The sequence below is a fragment of the Bifidobacterium asteroides genome (genome assembly GCF_003202755.1).
Lineage (GTDB): Bacteria > Actinomycetota > Actinomycetes > Actinomycetales > Bifidobacteriaceae > Bombiscardovia > Bombiscardovia asteroides_F.
The window spans coordinates 515,814-535,800 of the sequence record NZ_QGLK01000005.1; the positions used below are offsets into that span (position 1 = coordinate 515,814).

Consider the following 19,987-nt stretch of genomic DNA (forward strand, 5'->3'; position numbering starts at 1 on the left):
GCCTATGATTCAGGCCGTGCCTCGAAACACAACTTTTATACATACAGACGCCGGAGAAGAAGAATTTGAACCTGAGAATGCGGCTGCGCGGAACTTTCGATCCTGTTTTGGAGATTCGCCGAACTTGAGTCTCGGATCCAAAGGAGACAGAGGCTAAACGAGCAGATAACCGTCCCAGCCTGCATTAGGCGACTCATGGGTTGCACACGCCTGACCATCCTGTAGTAGGCCTTAATGAACTCAAGCGAGCCATTGGCCATGTGGTTTCACGTGAAACGTCGGCGTACCAAAAGCCCCTCAAAATGAAGAGAACCCGGCGGTGCGTAAACACCGCCGGGCGAGAGAGAAGAAAGGGAAATCAGTTGTCGGACGGAGGTCAACCGCCCGTTCGGTTTTTAAGCCGATATCTATAGTAAAGAACAGCTACCTTATGGGGACGATAGTGTTATCTGAGAATTCTCTGTGAATCCAGCCAGGTCAAAGGCGGGTATAGGGCCAGTTAGACTGGATTTCGGATGGTTTCCCGCCTGACGAGAGACCTCGACCAATGAACCTAAAGGAGATACCTCGGCATGTTGCTCAGCGACCATGACATTCTGGATGCCCACCAGGCAGGACACCTGAATCTGGACCCGTGGACGCCCGCCATGGTTCAGCCCTCCAGCGTGGACGTGCGCCTGGACCGGTACTTCCGGGTCTTCAACAACCATCAGTACACCTACGTGGATCCGGCGGAGGACCAGGGTGCACTGACCGAGCAGTTCGAGGTACCAAAGGACGAACCCTGGATCCTGCATCCAGGCGAGTTCGTTCTTGGATCCACCTGGGAGTACGTCAAGCTGGACTCGACACTAGCGGCGCGACTAGAGGGCAAGAGCTCCCTAGGCCGTCTGGGAATCCTGACTCACTCCACTGCCGGATTCGTCGATCCCGGCTTTGAGGGGCACATTACCCTGGAGCTGTCCAACGTGAGCACCCTGCCGGTCAAACTCTGGCCAGGCATGAAAATCGGCCAGATGTGCTTCTTCCAGCTCTCCTCGCCTGCACAGTACCCCTACGGGTCCAAACACAACGGCTCCCATTACCAGGGCCAGCGCGGCCCAACCCCTTCACGCTCCTATGTCAACTTTTACAAGGCCGACGTCTCGGACTGACTGCCAACAGTCGCCTCCGCCATCATCTTGACTTCGAGCGCACTCGAAGGGGTATAGCTGAATCTGCCGGAATGACCCGGCCAAGATAATGGCAAGGAGATCAACCCATGGCAATCAAACAGACGGCGGGCCACGACCAGCTCGGTCGGTTCGCACCACAATTCGCACAACTCAATGATGATGTGCTCTTTGGCCAGGTCTGGTCCCGCGAGGATGAACTTTCGGCTCGGGACCGCAGCATGATCACCTGCGCAGGCCTGATGAGCATGGGGCTCTTCCCCCAGTTGAAGAGCCATATGGCCATGGCCAAGGGCAATGGCGTCACCCGCACTGAAATGGTGGCGCTGATCACCCACCTGGCCTTCTACGCGGGATGGCCCAAGGCATGGTCGGCCTTCGACCTGGCCAAGGAGGTCTACGGTGAGGGCGATAACGAAGACGGGAGCCGGGACACCGCTGCACCTGCAACCCCATCTAAAGCCGGGACCGAGCCGGATTCGGGGCCCTATCCCTTGGGGGATCCGGCTGACGGCCCCAACTTCACCGGCCATGTCTGGCTGCACCCCCTGACCGGTCCGGACGCGGAATGCCCAGCCAGCAATGTGACCTTCGCACCCGGATGCGTCAACCGTTGGCACACCCACCCGCATGGCCAACTGCTCATCGTCACCGCCGGGCTGGGGTGGGAGCAGGAGGAGGGCCGTCAGCCCCGCAGACTGGAACCCGGCGATGTGGTCTTCTGCCCGGCAGGCGTCAGACACTGGCACGGGGCCTCGGGCCGGTCATCCATGGCCCACATCGCCGTCACCCCGGCATCGAAGGGACAGTCCCCGGTCGAGTGGATGGAGTTCCCCGATCCTGACCAGGTGGCCGCCCTGGGATGACCCGCACGGCCGATCCGCCCGGCCTGAACGATAAAGGTAGAGCGTGTCTTCGCCCTGCAGATATTGAGGCCGACCGATATCTGACCGGTTCCCGCCTGCCTTTACACTGAAGACATGGCTAACAAGAAAGGCCCGACCAAGGGTTCGGGCGGCAAGCACCGCAACAAACTGCGCGGCAGAGGGCCCACGCCCAAGGCCGAGGATCGCGTCTACCACAAGGCCTACAAGGCCCGGCAGGCGGCCCAGCGCAGGCAGGCGGCCGACCCACGCCTGGCGGCCCGCCGCCGGGCCGACCGGTTCACCTCCGATTCCGACGACCTGGTCATCGGCCGCAACGCCGTCCTGGAAGCCCTGCGCGTAGGAGTCCCGGCCAGCCAGCTCTATCTGGCCGCCCGGATTGAACACGATGACAGGACCAGGGAGATCGTGCGGCTGGCCGGGCAGGAAGGGCTCAACCTGCTAGAAGCCGACCGCCTGGAGATGAACCGCATCGCCCGATCCAGCAACCACCAGGGTGTGGTCCTCAAGGTGCAGCCCTACCAGTACGCCTCCCTGCAGAGCCTGGTCGACAGGGCCGAAAAGCACGCAGCCGCCCTAGACGGGGCCGACCAGGCGACTAAGGTTGTCGCCCGCCCGCTGTTCATCGCTCTGGATGGAGTGACCGATCCGCAGAATCTTGGAGCCGTGATCCGTTCAGCAGCAGCCTTTGGGGCCTCGGGGGTGGTCTTGCCCGAACGCCGCAGCGCCTCGGTCACAGCTGCGGCCTGGAAAGTGTCCGCCGGAGCCGCTGCCCATCTGCCCGTTGCCCGCGTGGTCAATCTGACCAAGGCCATTCAAGGGCTCAAGGAGCGCGGCTACTACGCGGTTGGCCTGGACGGTGCAGGCACCACCACAGTAGGCGAGACAGGCTTCGAGACCGATCCTCTGGTGGTGGTCTTGGGCTCCGAGGGCAAGGGGCTAAGCCGCCTGGTCCGTGAGAGCTGCGATGCCCTGGCCTCCATCCCCATCTCTAGCTCGGTGGAATCCCTGAATGCCTCGGTCGCGGCCGGCATCAGCCTCTACGCCGTAGCTATGGCACGCCGACGGTCCGCCAGCCAAGCCGAATAAACCCAGGCAGGCGCCAACAATCTGAACGCAGACAGACCAAGCGGCAACAGCCTGCGCTCCTCACCAGACCGCCGCCGCACTAACCAAAAAGTCAACTGGAGGCCCAGACCGCGTCATCCTGATCGTCCTGATCGGCAGCCGCATCCAGGCTGCCGGGGGCGTAGACCGATCTCAGCGAGCTTCGGCCGCCATTCATATCCTCAAAGGCTGGTTGTGACGGCACTTCCCCGCCTGCCCGATCACGGTCCGTCTGGGTGTCTGCTCTAGTCTGGCCTTCAGCATTGGTTTGGTCAGTCACCCCACTGTCAGTTGTGTCTTGGCCTCCCGCTTCATGGCCATTTGCATCCTTGTCGGTCCAATCGCGGCCGGCTTGCTCACCTTGACCGGCCCGGGCATGGGCGCCCTGCCAATTCATCTCGTCGTCGACCACCCCGGCATCGGCCTCTTCGTTGATGGTCTTCATATCCTCGGAGTCCAACCGGTACTCGGGCAGAGACTCGCTGATATAGCTTTGCACAGCCTCAGCCATGGGCACATCGTGTCCGGCCTTCTCGGCCATCAGCCAGCGGTGGGTCAGCACCTCATGGAAGAACTGGGCCGGTTCGATCTGCGAGCGGTATTCCGGCGGGATCATGCGCACAGTGGGCTCGAAAACCTCGCGCATCCAGTCGGTGGCCACAATCTCCAAGTCCTCGCCCTGACGCCAGGTGGAGGCACGATAGGCATCCAAATCGTTGAGCAGCCGCCGGGCCTGGTTTTCCTGTACGTCCAGGCCGGTCAGCCGCAGCAGCTTACGGGAGGCGTAGCCGGCATCGACCACCCTGGGCCGTACCAGCACTCGGTTGCCGTCCTCCTCGGTCTTCATCTCCAGCTCGTCGACATCAAAGCCCAGATCGTTGAGCCGGTTGACACGGCGCTCGATCTTCCACATCTCATCCGGGTCGAAGCTGTCCACATCCGTCAGAGCGCTCCAGAGGGAGTGATAGCGGTCCACAAGCCGGTTGCCCACGCCGACCTCGTCCACCTCGCCGGCCAGCAGATTGCCGGAATCCAGATCCATAAGCTCGCCGATGATGTTGGTCCTGGCCAGATCAATGTCGTACTCGCGCTGGCCGTCGGTCAGGCTGGGATGCAGATCGCCGGTCTCGGCATCGACCAGGAAGGCCGAGAAGGCATCGGCATCGCGCAGGAAGAGCACGTTGGACAGGGAAACGTCGCCCCAGTAAAAACCGGCCAGATGGAGCCTCACCAGAAGGACCGCCAGCGCATCGATCAGACGCTCGGCCGTGTCCGGGCGCAGATTGCGGGCGAATAGGGCACGGTAGGGCAGTGAGAATTTGAGGTGCTGGGTGACCAGCATGGCCTCAAGAGGCTCGCCCTCACGAGTGTGTCGACCGGTGACCACGGCGATGGGATTGACCGTAGGCAGCTCCAGTTTTTTCAGCTTGCGCAGAAGTTCGTACTCACGCTCGGCCACCCTCTGGGTGATCTCCTTCATGGCGTAGACATCGTCGCCCACGTGGACAAAGCGAACCACGTGCCGGGAGATCCCTCTGGGCAGGTTGGCCAACAGATCCCGGGGCCAGGTGGCCAGCGGCCGCTCCCAGGGCAGGGTAAACATCCTGGGGTTGGAGCTGGTGGCCGTGATATGCAGGGCAGCCGGCTCCTGCTCGGAGGAAGGATCGACCGTGGTCTTTATCGAGGTGGCTTTCAGGGCACGAGGGTCCAGAGAGGAGGCCGTCGCCCGGTTGATGTTCACGCTAGTCATGCTTCATCCATCCCATCGCCGCCCATCCTATACGGGAAGAGCCCCGCACGGATGCGCCGCGCGGGGCTCCTGGTCACCCGGTTAACAAGGAAAGGAGATGATATCAATGATCGATACGGGCCCTGCGGCTCGGCGGAAAACCGTGGCCGAACCACAGGGTCACAGGAACGCTCAGTTCAGCCGCAGCTCACTGGCCGGGGAGAAGAGGTGCATCTTTTCAGGATCGATGTGGATCTTGACCACGTCGCCCACCTTGGGCAGGTCGCGCGGGTTTACACGGATGGTGGTCAGCTTGTTCTGGTCGGACATGACGATGGCCTGCTCAGCCGCGCTGTTGTCGGTCAGAATGTTGCCGTAGATGTAACCGTCAGAGCCCAAATCCTCCACGTTGGCTACCTTCAGGGAGAAGGCATCCGGCTCGGAGGGACTGGCCAGAGAGGCATTCTCGGGACGGAAGCCGACTACGATCTTGCCCTGATCCTCGGGGGTCAGCTTGTCGACCGCCTCGCGCGGCAGGCTGATGGTGTCCTCACCGATCTTGGCCTGGCCGTTGACCACGGGGTGGATGTTGATGTTCATGGAAGGCGAGCCGATGAAGCCGGCCACGAAGACATTCTCGGGCCGATCATAAAGCTCGGTGGGCGCGCCCACCTGCTGCAGGACGCCCAACTTGATGACGGCGATCCTGTCGCCCATGGTCAGAGCCTCGGTCTGATCGTGGGTCACGTACAGGGTGGTGACGTTGAGCTGACGCTGCAGGGCGGCGATCTGGGTACGGGTCTGGACACGCAGCTTGGCGTCCAGGTTGGACAGAGGCTCATCCATCAGGAAGACCTTGGGCTGACGCACAATAGCGCGGCCCATGGCCACACGCTGACGCTGACCACCGGACAGAGCCTTGGGCTTGCGGTCCAGGTACTCGGTCAGATCCAGCACCTCTGCGGCCTTCTCCACCCGCTGGCGAATCTCGTCCTTGGGGGTGCCGGCAATCTTCAGGGCGAAGCCCATGTTGTCGGCCACGGTCATATGGGGGTAAAGGGCATAGTTCTGGAAGACCATGGCGATGTCACGGTCCTTGGGCTGCATGGTCGTCACGTCCTTGTCGCCAATCATGATGCGGCCCTTGTTGACCTCTTCAAGTCCGGCCAGCATGCGCAGGGTGGTGGACTTTCCGCAGCCGGAAGGCCCAACCAGAACAAGGAATTCACCGTCTTTGATGTCCAGACTAAGGTCACTGACCGAGGGCTCATCATTGCCCGGGTAGATACGAGTGACGTGGTCGAATACCACTTCTGCCATTGTTCATCCTTTCATCGGCAGGTACGTGCCGAACGATCCGTAGTGAAGGGTTGATTTTCACTGTGGTTTCCGTCCCGGGGTCAACACCTACATCGGCATGGCCATGCGACGGTCTTCTATTTTGCGGTTAAGAGAAACTCTCCCTTGAGCCAGTGCCCACTATACACCAAGATCTGAATTCGACGTGCGTGCCCTTGCCGACTCAATCCTTGGGCTTGTCGGAATCTTCAGAGCCGCGCTCGAAGACCGTCCTTGCCACGTTAATCGCATTGATGACCCGCGGGAATCCCACATATGGAGCACATTGGAGTATGGCTTCAACCACGGCCGCCTTGCTCAGCCCCACATTCAAGGCTCCCTGTATGTGAACGGCCAACTGCGGAGCTGTGTCACCCTGCGTCACCAGGCTGCCTATGGTGACCAGCTCACGCTGCTGAAGGTCGAGTCCTTTCCGGGTGTATATGTCGCCAAAAGCGAATTCGACAATCCAACGGCCAAGGTCCGGCGCTATATCCTGAAGAGAGTCGATGACAGCCTGGCCTCCCTTGCCATCGATGGCGGCCAAGGCCTCAGATCCCTTTTCAAAACGTGAAGCTTCCATGAAGCCCCTTCTTTCAGTTGTTTTGCATATTTTCCCGCAGATAATATCGTATCAACGCCTGTTTACGTATTATCCCACCGGCGGTCGAGCCACCTATGGCAGCGGACGCGACGAAACAGCAGAGGCCGCAATCAGGTGCTTTTCAACTAGTCGGGGCACAATGGAGATATGAGCGATCTTGAGGGTTTGGACCTAGGGCCGGGACGGCTGGTCGGGGGCTACACCCTGATCGAGCCCCTAGGCGGCGGCGCCATGGGGTCCGTCTGGCGCGCACGTGATGGCGGGGGCCAAGACTACGCCATGAAAATTCTGCGTGAATCCTTGGAGGAAGACCAGGTCTCGTCAGACAGTCCCGACGAACGGGAACGTGCCTCAGCCCGCGAGCGCCTGCGACGCGAGGCTCTGGCCCTACAACGGATCCGCCATCCAGGCGTCTGCCGGATCGTGGATATGGAACTTGATGATGCCCTGGCCTTTATCGTGACTGAACTGATCGAAGGGCGCAACCTTCGCGACGACGTGGCCGTCAACGGCCCCTATCAGGGCGACGATCTGGAGCGGCTGGCACGGAAGCTGACCGATGCCGTCGCAGCCGTCCACCAGGCGGGCATCGTCCACCGGGACATCAAGCCCACCAATGTCATGATCTCGGTCTCGGGGCCGGTGCTGGTGGACTTCGGCATCGCTATGGGCCAGGGGCAGAGCCATGTGACCCGTACCGGGCTGGTCATGGGGACCCCTGGCTTCATCGCCCCGGAGATCATCGACGGAGCCGAGGCCGACCAGGGAACCGACTGGTGGAGCACGGCCGCCGTTCTGGCTTATGCAGCCACCGGACGAGCGGTCTTCGGCGACAAACCCATGATGGCGGTACTGGAACGGGAGGCTTCGGGCAATGCTGATCTGTCCGGGCTGCCCATCGGTACCATGAGAGCCCTACGCTCGGCCCTCTCCCCCGACAGGGGTGCGCGTTGCACACCCCAGGAGCTCCTGGAGGCCATTAGCCGAGATGCCATGGATCCGCAGGCCTGGCAAGGAGAGCAAGACGACCAGGAATCCAGCAAGGACAATCAGGAGACGATGCGCCCTTTTGGCGGCGGCTCTTCGGAGGCTGAGGGGCAAGCCGACTCGCCCACCATGGTTGTTGAGCCGGCCACTATGCCCATGCCACCTATTACACAGGCTGATCCGGATAGTCCGCGGACAGCCTGGTCACAGCCCCCCGTAGACAACGAAGAAGATGAGCAAACGACCCTTCTGCCCGACTCAGAGCAGCCCACCAGCCTCTTGAATCCCTTTCCTGCAGCCCAGGAGCAGCAGGAGCAGACGCAGGTCTGGCGGGACCAACAACCCTTAGCCGATCGCCAAGATCTTCAGGCCACCACCGTTCAAGGTCCGTTGCCGCCGGCACAGCCCCTGCCCAGCGGATACCGCGATGAGGCGAACGCCCACTGGCTTGGAGACCAGCCCCCCGCCCAGATGCGACGTCTGCGCTACCTGAAGGCGGGAACTCCCTGCCTGGTCATGCTGGGAATGCTCCCTGCCCTGCTGACAGGTCTGGCTCCGGTCTCGGCTCTGGCGGCCGCGGGGATCCTCCTATGGGCCCTGAGCACCGCAGGATGGAGCATAAAAGCCCAGATAGAACGCGAGCTGCGCCGCGACGGCCCTCGGCGTGGCACCGATCGTCTGCTGAACGCAGCCGCCCTTCCCTGGCACCTGCTCAAGGGTCTAGCGGCCGCCCTGCTGCGCTTGCCGGGCATAATCCTTGTCCAGGTCCTAGTCGCCATGCTGCTGACCTGGTCGGGCGCTCTCACCACCGTTCGCGCAGGCCTGGCCCTGGGCGGGCACCTGCTGACCTTCCCCCTGCCGGCGGCCAGGCCCCTGTCCGCCGGCGGACTGGCCATGGCCCTGGCGACGCTGGCCGGCTGGCTGTTGACGACTCTGCCAACGCAGGACCACTCAGCCCCCAAAGCCAACAACGGCAATATGGTCCTTCGTCTGGCGGCAGGTCGCATCCCCATGGGCCGTCAGGATCCCGAGACGCCGGACAGCCCCCGCCGCAGGTGGATCCTGCTCCTGATCTGGCTGCTGATTATTGCCGTCCTCCTGGCCGGGCTGATCACCCAGCCCTCCATGGACTGGGCACCCATCCACCTCCTGCGTGCCTAAGGTCGCGCTTCACCCCTGGCGGCTACACTATGCTCAGTATGCCAAGGAAAGGATCCAGGTCATGTCCAAGGGCAAGCAGAACCATCAGGCCGCGCTCAAGGCCCAGGAAGAAGCCCGGCGGCTCCAGGAGGCCAAGGAGCGCCGCCAGCAGACCATGATCGGCATCATCGTCACCGTGGCAATCATCGCCCTGATCGCTCTGGGCGGATTCTTCTATTGGCGCAGCCATCACCCGGTCAAGACCCAGGACCTGGAGCAGGCCCGGCAGGCCGTCGCCCGGGTCAAGGAAAAACCCTCGGCCGCCAATGACCAGGGTGGCTTCCTGATCAGCTCCCAGGGGCTGGGCAAGCCGGTGGCCAAGGCACCGACCGTGGAGATATACATGGACTTCATGTGCCCGGGCTGCGGCGCCCTGCATCGCGGGCTGGACTCCACCCTGACCGGTCTGGTGGATGCCGGGCAGGTCAACCTGGTCATCTACCCCATGAGCTTCATGGACCGACTCTCCACGGACAACTACTCGACCAGGACGGGCACGGCCACCATCTATGTGGCCCAGCACGATCCGGACCACCTGCTTCCCTTCATAGCCAATCTCTACGCCAAGGACTTCCAGCCGGACGAATCCAACTACCAACCCGTCAGCAACGACAAAATCCGCCAGCAGGCCATCAAGGCCGGTGTTGATCCCAAGGTTGCTGACCAGGCGCTTAAGGGCCACTATCGGGACTGGATCAAGGCCATGGACACCTATACCCCCTTGCGCAAGGAGCTCTGGAATCCCTCAGGGTCCAACAAGGGACAGATGACCACGCCTACGGTCCGCATCAATGGCAATTACTGGGAGCTGGGCAACCTGTCCCAGGCTGGCTTGGACTACCGCTCGGGCCTGCTCAAGGCTTTGGGCCTGGACCAGTCCAAGGTGGGCGTCAAGGGTGCCATGCCGGCCATCGGCGCCTCTGGCCAACCTCGCTCGCTGAACTGAGCCGGGCAGGTCGAGAGAAATTTCACGCCCAGCGTCCCCTTGGGGGCATGGTGATGGTAGGATATCATTTCGTACCGCGGCCCGGAATGCTGTAATGGACCACCGGGACCGCCTCCTTAGCTCAGTTGGCCAGAGCAGCCGCCTTGTAAGCGGCAGGTCGTCAGTTCGACTCTGACAGGAGGCTCTACGCCAAGAACGAACTATTAAATCCAACTATTCATTTTTCTTCTTGGCAGGCTACAATAATGGACATTGCCTGGATAACTACAAATACTTCCCTCGAGTAAGTCATTTCGGAGGCTCGTCCTCCGAAGTACGAACGGAGCTTTTCCCCAACCATCTCCGTTCGTATTCGAGGACGGGATCATTCCCCTTCATTCCCGTCCTCTTGACGTTGACCCGCCGACCAGGACCCGGGTCTGGAAAAGCCGACTGACCGATGACGGCCAAGTCGGCTTTTTTATTGCCGTCCGTCTACTACAAATGTGGATATTTGCCCGACCTTGCGAATTGTGCGGCCTTGCTCAATGCCCACACGGCTAGAATTGCCGGGTACAGACAAGGCAGATACGGGGAGGCGAGCACATGGCCAGACGCTGGACACCGCGGCGTTTCGTCGTGCTCAGAAGAATCCGCGTGGCCTCCTGCGCCCTCCTAGTCGTTCTGGCCATGATCCTGACCTTCGGCATTACCGCGCGCAAGAGCGTGGCGTTGAGCGTCAATGGACAGACCAAAATGGTGACCACTTATGCCTACAGCGTGGACGGTCTGCTACGCCAGCAGGGGATCAAGGTCAAGACCCACGACCTGGTCGATTCCACCTCCGGAGGCCAGCTACGCAACCATGCGGCGGTCACTGTGCGCTCCGCCTATCAGACCACCATCGTCATTCAGGGCCAGCGGGTGCCCTTCTGGACCACGGCAACGAGCATGGACCAGCTGCTGGGATTCTTCGAGGAGAACCGCAAGCAGGCCATGAAGGTCACCGTGGATGTGGGCAACGTCTACAACCAACTCACCGGCGGTCTGGTCATCAACCAGGCAGGGCCAGTTACGGTCGTGGCTGACGGGAAGACCTCGGTGGCCCCTGACGGCAAGCTTCCAGCCGCCTCCATCCTGGACTCCAAGGGTATCGTGCTGGGCAAAGAGGACCGGGTCAGCGTGGAGCATGACCAGGGCACCACTATACTGCGGGTCCAACGGGTCACCCATGGAAATACCCAAAGGACGATCCCCATATCCTTCGCCACGAGGACCGTGGTCGACCCGAATCTGGCGCCCGGTCAGACCCAGGTGCGGCAGGCGGGCATAGCCGGTCAACGCCTGCAGACCATCCAGGTCACCTACGTGGATGGACAGGCTGAATCGGAGCAGGTGGTCAAGGAAGAGACCGTAGCCATGCCAGTGGATCAGGTGGTGGCCGTCGGTCCCGACAAGCCAGAGGAGGGACAGAACAGCGGGCAGCCGTCCAAGGACAACACAGGCAAGGACTCCCAACAGACGCAGACGACTCCCTCTCCGAGCCCTTCGCCTAGCCAGAATTCGCAGTCTGCAACAACACCGGCCCCTACGCCAACACAGACCACGCAGCCGACACAACCAAGCAAGCCAAGCAAACCGACCACTCCAAGCAAGCCCGAGAACAAACCAGCCCCATCCCCAGCGCCGAACCCATCTCCAGATGGTCTTTGGCACGCCAGCCCAGAATTGGCTCAGGCCTATGCCGGGGGCGCCGCCGCCCAACGCGGATGGACAGGTTCGGAGTTCACGGCTCTAGTGGAACTGTGGAACAGGGAATCAGGATGGCTCTGGTATGCCGAAAATAAAAATTCAGGCGCCTATGGCATTCCCCAGGCTTACCCCGCCTCTAAGATGGCACGATTTGGAGCCAACTGGCATGACGATGCCGCTGTCCAGATTGATTGGGGCCTCAACTACATTGCGCAGCAGTACGGAAGTCCCAGTGCGGCCCTGCAATACCAAAAACAACATAATTCATACTAATCCCCGACCACACCCGCCGAGCAGCAAACCGACATGAACACTAAAACCGAAATCGATCGCCTACTGGGAGCGGCCGATATCCGACGCATCGCCGACCAGATCGACATCCACCCCACCAAACGATTGGGGCAAAACTTTGTCATCGATCCAGGAACTGTCCGCAGGATCGTACGCTTGGCCGAGGTAACACCCAATCAACCCGTTCTGGAGGTGGGTCCTGGTCTGGGATCCCTGACTCTCGGCTTGCTGGAGGCGGGCTGCCTGGTGACCGCCGACGAAATCGATCCCGTCCTGGCCCGGCAGCTGCCGCAGACCGTCCGCGAGCGCATGCCGGAGAGCCTGGACCGGCTGACCGTGATCAACCGGGACGCCTTGACCCTGACCCCCCAGCTGGCAGGCGACGCGGGTACAGCCACCGACCTGGCTATGGTGGCCAACCTGCCCTACAACGTAGCCACTCCGATCATCCTGACCCTCCTGGCCCGGTTCGCTAATCTGGGCCGGTTTCTCGTCATGGTCCAAAAAGAGGTGGCGGACCGGCTGACGGCAGCCCCGGGCTCCAAGGTCTACGGCGCTCCCAGCCTGAAGCTGGCCTGGTATGGGCATGCCGCCCAAGTAGGCAGGATCGGGCGCCATGTCTTCTGGCCAGCCCCCAACGTGGACTCAGCCCTGGTCTCCTTCATCCAGGACAAGGATGGACGCGTGCGCGGGGACGAGGAGACAAGGACCGAGGTCTTCGCCCTGATCGATGCCGCATTCGGACAGCGCCGCAAGACCCTGCACGCCGCCCTGAAGGGTCTGGTGACCGCCGAAGCCTTCCAGGCAGCAGGCATTGACCCTGCACGCCGGGGGGAAACCATGACCATTGAGGAGTTTGTCGCCCTGGAACAAGCCCGCCGCGAGGTGGCCGCGTGAGCCCGGCAGCCAGAAGGGACGGCGTGGGCCTCTACTGTCCCGCCAAAATCAATCTAAGACTTCGCGTCGGTCCTACCCGAACCGACCTTGGAGGACGACACCGCCTGGACACCATTTACAGCGCCGTGGGAATCTGGGACCATGTGGAACTGCACCCGACAGAACCTGGCAGCGGCTTCCGCCTGAGCTTGGAGGGCGAGCACCTGGGCGACCTGAACCGCCGGGATGCCGATCCACGCGCCAACCTAGCCGTCAAGGCCCTCCTGGCCATGGCCCAAGCCACCGGGCACGAGCCTGATGTGGCCATCCACATCGTCAAACGGATACCGGTGGGCGCCGGCCTGGCCGGCGGATCGGCGGATGCTGCCGGAACCATGCTGGGTCTGAACCAGCTCTGGAATCTAGGGATGGCTGCCGCCGACCTGGATCGAATCGCCGCCAGTCTGGGTGCGGATCTACCCTTCTGCCTGCATGGAGGGCTCAGCAGAGGCACAGGTTTCGGCCAGATTCTGGAACCCCTGGATCCTAATGGCCCACAGGCCCAGCGGCTGTCCCGGGCTGGGCTGACCGGACACCTTTTGATCGGGGCCTACGAGAGCCAGCTGAGCACAGCCCAGGTCTACAAGGCCTTCGATCTGATCGGACCCGGCTCCCACGATCTGAACGACCTGCAGGAGACCGCCTGCACCCTGCATCCGCGCTCGCGCCAAGCTCTGGACCTTGCCCGATGGGCAGGCATCGGACCGGCCTTCGTCTCTGGATCCGGCCCCTCGGTGGTGGTCATGGCCTCTCGATCTGAGCAGGCAATCGCACTGATAAGGCTCTGGCGAGAGCAAAATGCCGTGGACAGGATCATCGAGGCTGACTCGCCAGTCCTGCCCAGGATGGTCCCCCTGCGAGTCACCCATGGACAGTAGAGTAGGCAACATGACGAATCCCGAACCACTCGACGAACGCGAGGCCCGCAGGCAGTTCGTACGACGGCGGCAGAAGATGGTTTTCACCATAGTCGTCAGCGCCCTAGTGGCCATCCTGATCATCTGCGGTCTGATCATCTTCGGGTCCATCGGGCATAACGCCAAACACACCAGCATCGCCAAGCCCAACTATGGGGTCGCCGTGCCCTGCCCGCCTGACAAGTCCAAGCTGGTCAACCACCCCGACATCCGCGTGCGGGTGCTCAACGGAACCAACAAGTCCGGTCTGGCCACTGCCCTGGCCTCGGCCCTGCGCAATCGGGGATTCAACATGCAGGATGTGGCGGACTATCCGGGCAAGACCGAGACTGCCCGCACCGAGATACGCTTCGGGGCCTCGGCCATTGACCGTGGCTACACAGTGGGATCCCAATTCAACGATGCCGTGCTGATCATGGACGACCGCAGCGACGATCTGATTGACGTGGTCGTAGGGGCCACCTTCACCGATCTGAACGACGAGGACAGCGCTTCCGTCGTAGGCCGCAAGATCGAAGCCATCAAGGGATGCCAGGCCGACCCCTCCTCCATGAAGAACCTGCCCAAGGCTCCCAAGGCCTGACGCCGCAGCAATGTTGCCGGCCTGGCATCCCTCCCGGGAGCGCGGACCCGGCTGTTGCAGAGCCCTCAACCGGAGGCGTTTACGCGCATGGTATAGTAGCGAGTACAACATCCTTGGGTCGTGGGTGTTTGCGCGCTTGGTACAGTTTCTTAGTATAGCTTTTTAGTACAGTTTTGAGTGTTGATGTCCGGGGGGATGCTGTAGCAGGCTCTGCGAAGAGGGGAGTCAACTCATCATGCGTCAGCGTTCGGGCATGGCAGTCGCCGCCCTGGTCTTTCTCCTAGCTCTGTCCTGCACATCCGCTTTGGCCGGGAGCAACAGCAGCCCATCCGGAGCAGCCACGCCCACCACCTTAGACCAACAGCAGGAGGGAGGGGGGCTGGAGAACCCCTACGGGGATGATAGCCCGCAGGCCGCATCGCCGTCCTTCCCCCTGCCAACGTCCTCGCCCCTGAGCCACACGACTCCGACGCCTGCCTCACCCACGCGCGACACTGCCGGCGATGCTGCCGGCGTCCAGGACCGGTCTTCCGCAGCCTGGACGGTCAGCTTCGACACGGCAGGCGGCGGCAGCGTCGACAGGCAGACCATCCCCGACGGGGGCCAGGCCAGTCGGCCCAGCCCCGACCCCGCCAGGAACGGATACCTGTTCGACGGCTGGTTCCAAGGTGACGTCGCCTACGACTTCACCCAGCCCGTCACCGGCAGCATCACCCTCACCGCCCACTGGACCAAGGGAGACGGCCATTGGGCCATCAGCCCCAGCCAAGGGCCCATAGCCGGGGGCGCCAAGGTCACCCTCACACCGCCCGCGCAGCGCGGCATCAGATTCAGCCAGCTCAGCATGGGCGGCCTTCATTCCGCGGCCATCAGCTCGGACGGCAACCTCTACACATGGGGAGAAAACGGCAGCGGCGAGCTGGGCGACGGCACCAACACCAACCAGAACACGCCAGTCCAAGTCAAAAAGCCCCAAAACACGCCAGAAGGATTCACCTGGAAGCAGGTCAGCATAGGTTGGTCCCATTCTGCGGCGTTCGGCTCGGACGGCAACCTCTACACATGGGGAGAAAACGGCCGCGGCCAGCTGGGCAACGGCACCAACACCAACCAGAAAACGCCAATCCCGGTCAACAAGCCCCAAAACACGCCAGAAGGATTCACCTGGAAACAATTCACCCTAGGCGACTTGAATACCGCAGCATTCGGTTCGGACGGCAACCTCTACATCTGGGGAAACAACCAGTACGGGCAGCTGGGCAACGGCACCACCACCAACCAGAACACGCCAATCCTGGTCAACAAGCCCCAAAACACGCCAGAAGGATTCACCTGGAAACAGGTCAGCCTTAGCTGCAACCATTCCGGAGCTATAGGATCGGACGGCAACCTCTACACCTGGGGATGGAACTACACCGGCCAGCTGGGCGACGGCACCAGCACCGACCGGCACACGCCAACCCTAGTCAACAAACCCCAAGGCGCACCCGTTGGGTTCACCTGGAAGCAGGTCAGCATAGGCTGGCAACATTCCGCGGCCATCGGCTCGGACGGCAACCTCTACACCTGGGGGCAGAACTACAGAACCCAGCTGGGCGACGGCTCCAACACCGACCGGTACACGCCGACCCTGGTCAGCAAACCCCAAGGCGCACCCGTTGGGTTCACCTGGAAGCAGGTCAGCCTGGGCGACTGGCATTCCGAGGCGCTCGGCTCGGACGGCAACTTCTACATCTGGGGATGGAACATCAACGGCCAGCTGGGCGACGGCACCAACACCGACCGGAGCAGACCAATCCCGGTCAGCAAGCCCCAAGGAGCGCCCGTTGGGTTCACCTGGAAATACGCGATCCCAGGCTGTAACCATTCCGCAGCAATCGGCTCGGACGGCAACCTGTACACCTGGGGAGTTAACAGCAATGGCCAGCTGGGCAACGGCACCACCACCAACCAGAACACGCCCACCCTGGTCAACTTCCCCGGCGCCGCCGCACCCACCAGCGTCCTGTTCGGCCAGGCCAAGGCCACAGGGATTACGGCCAACCAAGACGGCACCTGGCAGGCATCCACGCCCAAGCATGAGCCGGGGGGCGTGGACGTGACAGTCGGTTGGAGCCGGAACGGGTCCCAGCCGGACGATCACCTGCAATACACGTACATCGCCCCCGAATATCAAGTCGGCTTCACTTCCAAAAACGATTCCTGCCCCGCCCCCACGGGCATGCCCCCCAGCCAGTCCGTCACCCAGGACGGGCAGGCGGAACGCCCCTACCCGGACCCGAGGGCCGAAGGCTGCCTGTTCGACGGCTGGTTCCAAGGCGACGTCGCCTACGACTTCAGCCAGCCAGTCACCCATGACACCATCCTGACCGCCCACTGGACCAGGGAGGACACGCAGCACTGGTCCATCAGCCCGAACCATGGGCCCGAGACCGGCGGCACCGAGGTGACCCTGACTCCGCCCGCACAGCGAGGCATCAGATTCAGCCAGATCAGACTGGGCTACAACTATTCCGCAGCCATCGGCTCAGACGGCAACCTGTACACCTGGGGAGGCAACGACGACGGCCAGCTGGGCAACGGCACCACCACCAACCAGAACAGGCCAGCCCAAATCGACAAGCCCCAAGGAGCACCAGAAGGATTCACCTGGAAACAGGTCATCCTCGGCGGCTGGCATTCCGCGGCAATCGGCTCGGACGGCAACCTCTACACCTGGGGGGATGACGGCAGCGGCCAACTGGGCGACGGCACCAACACCAACCAGAAAACGCCAACCCTGGTCAACAAACCCCAAGGCACGCCAGAAGGATTCACCTGGAAACAGGTCAGCCTAGGCGGTTTTCATTCCGCGGCAATCGGCTCGGACGGCAACCTGTACACCTGGGGATACAACAAGTACGGGCAGCTGGGCAACGGCACCACCACCAACCAGAACAGGCCAGCGCAAATCGACAAGCCCCAAGGAGCACCAGAAGGATTCGCCTGGAAACAGGTCATCCTCGGCGGCTGGCATTCCGCGGCAATCGGCTCGGACGGCAACCTGTACACCTGGGGAAGAAACGACGACGGACAGCTGGGCAACGGCACCACCACCAACCAGAACAGGCCAGCGCAAATCGACAAGCCCCAAGGAGCACCAGAAGGATTCACCTGGAAACTAGCCAGCCTAGGCGAACATCATTCCGCGGCAATCGGCTCGGACGGCAACCTGTACACCTGGGGAAACAACCAGTACGGGCAGCTGGGCAACGGCACCACCACCAACCAGAACACGCCAATCCTGGTCAACAAACCCCAAGGAGCACCAGAAGGGTTCACCTGGACACAAGCCAGCCTAGGAGACGGGGATTCTGCAGCTTTCGGATCCGATGGGAACCTGTACGTCTGGGGATGGAACAAATACGGCGAGCTGGGCGATGACACCACCACCGACCGGTACACGCCGACCCTGGTGGGCAAGCCCCAAGGAGCGCCCGACGGGTTCACCTGGACGCAAGCCAGCCTGGGATGGTATCATTCCGCAGCAATCGGCTCCGACGGCCAGCTCTACACCTGGGGAAGCAACAGCAACGGCCAGCTGGGGCGCGACCCCTCCAACGCCTGGCCGTCCAGCCGGCCGGGCCCGGTCGGTTTCCCCGGAAAGCCGCAGACCACCAGCGTATGCTTCGGCCAGAATCAGGAGCAGGGCACGTGCCTCGCCGCGGGCAAGGACCTCAAGCCCAGCCCCGACGGCACCTGGAAGGTGACCACTCCCCCTTACACGCCGGGGCTGGCGCCCGTGGCCATCGACTGGACCCAGGACGGCAAACAGCAGGAAACCGACAAGGGTAACACCTATCGGTACCTGTCCATCGCCAGCCTGCCCCTGACCGGAGGCGACGGCATGCTCCTCCTGCTCGCCACAGGACTACTCACCGCAGGAGCTGCCACAGCCGCCAAAAGCCGCCAAAAGCAGGCCCGCACGAGACAGACAGCATGAACACTTCACACGAGTAAGCAACAGCCCGGGCCCATAGGCGGGACCGCCATCGCACCCTCCAACCCCGAAAGCCAGAACCAAACGGCATCCGAACCCCCAGAATGCAGACCAGGAACGCTCAGCTAGGACTAGAGCCAGGCCTGACCTAGCCCTAGCCCTGGCTTTGCCACCAGTCCCGCAGCTCCTGCTCGGCTGTCTGCTGGTCGACAGGGCCCTGATCCAGGCGATAGTCCAGCATGTGCCGGTAAGCACGTCCTACCTGCGGTCCGGGCTTGAGGCCCAGAATCTGCATAATCTGTCGTCCATCCAAGTCGGGCCGGATGGCATCCAAGTCCTCCTGCTGGCGCAATTGAGCCACCCTGTCCTCCAGCTCGTCCATAGCGGAGGAGAAGACCTGAGCCTTGCGCTTGTTGCGGGTGGTGGCATCGGCCCGGGTCAGGCGATTGAGCCGCTCATAAAGCGGACCGGTCTCCCGGGCATAACGGCGGACGGCCGCATCGGTCCACCGCTCATCCACATAGCCGTGGAAACGCAGGTGCATGGAGATCAGGTCGCAGACGTCGGCAATCAGGTGGTGGTCGAAGCGCAGGGCCTTGAGGCGCTTGCGGGCCAACCTGGCTCCGACTGCATCATGATGATGGAAGCTGACCTTGCCACCGGGCTCAAAGCGTCTGGTGGCGGGCTTGCCGATGTCGTGCAGCAGGGCGGCCAGGCGCAGGGTCAGATCCGGGGCGGGCACAGGTCCGTCAGGTCCGGTCTCCAGGGCGATGGCCCGGTCCACCACCATCAGGGTGTGTTCAAAGACATCCTTGTGCCGGTGATGCTCGTCTATCTCCAGCTGCAGGGCGGGTACCTCGGGCAGAACGATGTCAGCCAGGCCGGACTGCACCAGGGCCTCGATGCCCTGGACGGGGTGGTCGGCCAGCATGAGCTTGGTAAGCTCGTCGCGAATCCGCTCGGCCGAGACAATGCTGATTCGATCGGTCATGTGGGTGATGGCCTCTGCGGTCTCCGGGGCGATGGTGAATCCCAGCTGGGCCACGAACCGCACGGCCCGCATCATCCGCAGGGGATCGTCGTCGAAGGACTGGCGGGGATCCACCGGGGTCCGCAGCACCTGCTTGGCCAGGTCGTTGGCCCCCCGGTAGGGGTCCACGAAGATCAGGTCGGGAACCCGCAGGGCCATGGCATTGACGGTGAAGTCGCGCCGTGAAAGATCGCCCTCGAGGCTGTCCCCATAGTTCACCTCGGGCTTGCGGGAGTCGGGATCGTAGGTGTCTCGCCGGTAGGTGGTCACCTCCACCTTGACCTCGGTGCCGTCAGGACGCCGCCGCAGCGCGCCCAGGGTGCCGAATTTACGCCCCATGTCCCAAAAGCCCGACCCCCAGTGACGCAGAATGGGCTCGAACTGCTCGGGTCGGGCCGAGGTGCAAAAGTCCAGGTCGTGAGAGGGCCGGTGCAGGAGCAGATCGCGTACAGGACCCCCTACCAACGCCAGTTCATATCCCTGCTCGGCGAAGAGGCGCCCGAGCTCAATGGCCTCCGGCCAGACTTGGAAATCCACGCTCACCCTTTCCTAC

The 19,987-nt window shown here is 62.4% G+C and carries 13 protein-coding genes, 1 tRNA gene and 1 pseudogene; 11 read left to right on the top strand and 4 right to left on the bottom strand.

Annotation, left to right across the window (positions count from 1 at the left end):
* Positions 1–572: 572 nt before the first annotated feature.
* The 3 genes from dcd (at position 573) to rlmB (ending at position 3,145) form a co-directional block, all read left to right on the top strand.
* On the top strand, positions 573–1,154 hold the full coding sequence (gene dcd, locus DKK74_RS08495) for a dCTP deaminase (protein ID WP_024627087.1): 582 nt from the start codon (positions 573–575) through the stop codon (positions 1,152–1,154).
* Between the two features lie 107 nt (positions 1,155–1,261).
* Complete coding sequence (locus DKK74_RS08500; protein ID WP_110413634.1) at positions 1,262–2,038, top strand: carboxymuconolactone decarboxylase family protein; 777 nt, start codon at positions 1,262–1,264, stop codon at positions 2,036–2,038.
* A gap of 114 nt (positions 2,039–2,152) precedes the next feature.
* Positions 2,153–3,145, top strand: a complete 993-nt coding sequence (rlmB, locus tag DKK74_RS08505; protein WP_110413635.1) for a 23S rRNA (guanosine(2251)-2'-O)-methyltransferase RlmB — start codon at positions 2,153–2,155, stop codon at positions 3,143–3,145.
* A 406-nt stretch (positions 3,146–3,551) separates the two neighbouring features.
* Here rlmB and DKK74_RS08510 read toward each other — a convergent pair.
* From DKK74_RS08510 to DKK74_RS08520, 3 genes and pseudogenes are all read right to left on the bottom strand, one after another.
* Positions 3,552–4,913, bottom strand: a pseudogene (locus DKK74_RS08510) (DUF4032 domain-containing protein); the annotation flags it as partial.
* Positions 4,914–5,084: 171 nt separating this feature from the next.
* Positions 5,085–6,212, bottom strand: a complete 1,128-nt coding sequence (locus DKK74_RS08515) for an ABC transporter ATP-binding protein (protein WP_110413637.1) — start codon at positions 6,210–6,212, stop codon at positions 5,085–5,087.
* A gap of 202 nt (positions 6,213–6,414) precedes the next feature.
* Positions 6,415–6,813, bottom strand: coding sequence for a carboxymuconolactone decarboxylase family protein (locus DKK74_RS08520; protein ID WP_046323555.1), 399 nt, complete (start codon positions 6,811–6,813; stop codon positions 6,415–6,417).
* A 168-nt stretch (positions 6,814–6,981) separates the two neighbouring features.
* Here DKK74_RS08520 and DKK74_RS08525 point away from each other — a divergent pair, with 168 nt between their 5' ends.
* The 8 genes from DKK74_RS08525 to DKK74_RS08560 all read left to right on the top strand — a co-directional run bounded on the left by DKK74_RS08525 (position 6,982) and on the right by DKK74_RS08560 (position 18,407).
* Positions 6,982–8,982 carry a serine/threonine-protein kinase gene (locus tag DKK74_RS08525; RefSeq protein WP_110413638.1) on the top strand — a complete coding sequence of 667 codons (2,001 nt, stop codon included), beginning with the start codon at positions 6,982–6,984 and terminating at the stop codon, positions 8,980–8,982.
* Between the two features lie 61 nt (positions 8,983–9,043).
* Positions 9,044–9,967: a DsbA family protein gene (locus DKK74_RS08530; protein ID WP_110413639.1), complete on the top strand. Its 924-nt coding sequence runs from the start codon at positions 9,044–9,046 to the stop codon at positions 9,965–9,967.
* Positions 9,968–10,077: 110 nt separating this feature from the next.
* Positions 10,078–10,151: transfer RNA gene (locus tag DKK74_RS08535), tRNA-Thr, on the top strand.
* Positions 10,152–10,552: 401 nt separating this feature from the next.
* A complete protein-coding gene (locus DKK74_RS08540; protein WP_110413640.1) occupies positions 10,553–11,971 on the top strand; it encodes an aggregation-promoting factor C-terminal-like domain-containing protein in 1,419 nt (472 codons plus the stop codon).
* Between the two features lie 33 nt (positions 11,972–12,004).
* Positions 12,005–12,886, top strand: a complete 882-nt coding sequence (gene rsmA / locus DKK74_RS08545; RefSeq protein ID WP_110413641.1) for a 16S rRNA (adenine(1518)-N(6)/adenine(1519)-N(6))-dimethyltransferase RsmA — start codon at positions 12,005–12,007, stop codon at positions 12,884–12,886.
* Positions 12,883–13,803, top strand: a complete 921-nt coding sequence (locus DKK74_RS08550) for a 4-(cytidine 5'-diphospho)-2-C-methyl-D-erythritol kinase (RefSeq protein ID WP_110413642.1) — start codon at positions 12,883–12,885, stop codon at positions 13,801–13,803. Before rsmA ends, DKK74_RS08550 begins: the two co-directional genes overlap by 4 nt.
* Positions 13,804–13,813: 10 nt before the next feature.
* Positions 13,814–14,425, top strand: a complete 612-nt coding sequence (locus tag DKK74_RS08555) for a LytR C-terminal domain-containing protein (protein WP_181414970.1) — start codon at positions 13,814–13,816, stop codon at positions 14,423–14,425.
* A 235-nt stretch (positions 14,426–14,660) separates the two neighbouring features.
* Positions 14,661–18,407, top strand: coding sequence for an RCC1 domain-containing protein (locus DKK74_RS08560; protein WP_110413644.1), 3,747 nt, complete (start codon positions 14,661–14,663; stop codon positions 18,405–18,407).
* A gap of 151 nt (positions 18,408–18,558) precedes the next feature.
* Here DKK74_RS08560 and DKK74_RS08565 read toward each other — a convergent pair whose 3' ends face one another.
* Positions 18,559–19,971: a CCA tRNA nucleotidyltransferase gene (locus DKK74_RS08565; RefSeq protein WP_110413645.1), complete on the bottom strand. Its 1,413-nt coding sequence runs from the start codon at positions 19,969–19,971 to the stop codon at positions 18,559–18,561.
* Between the last annotated feature and the right edge of the window lie 16 nt (positions 19,972–19,987).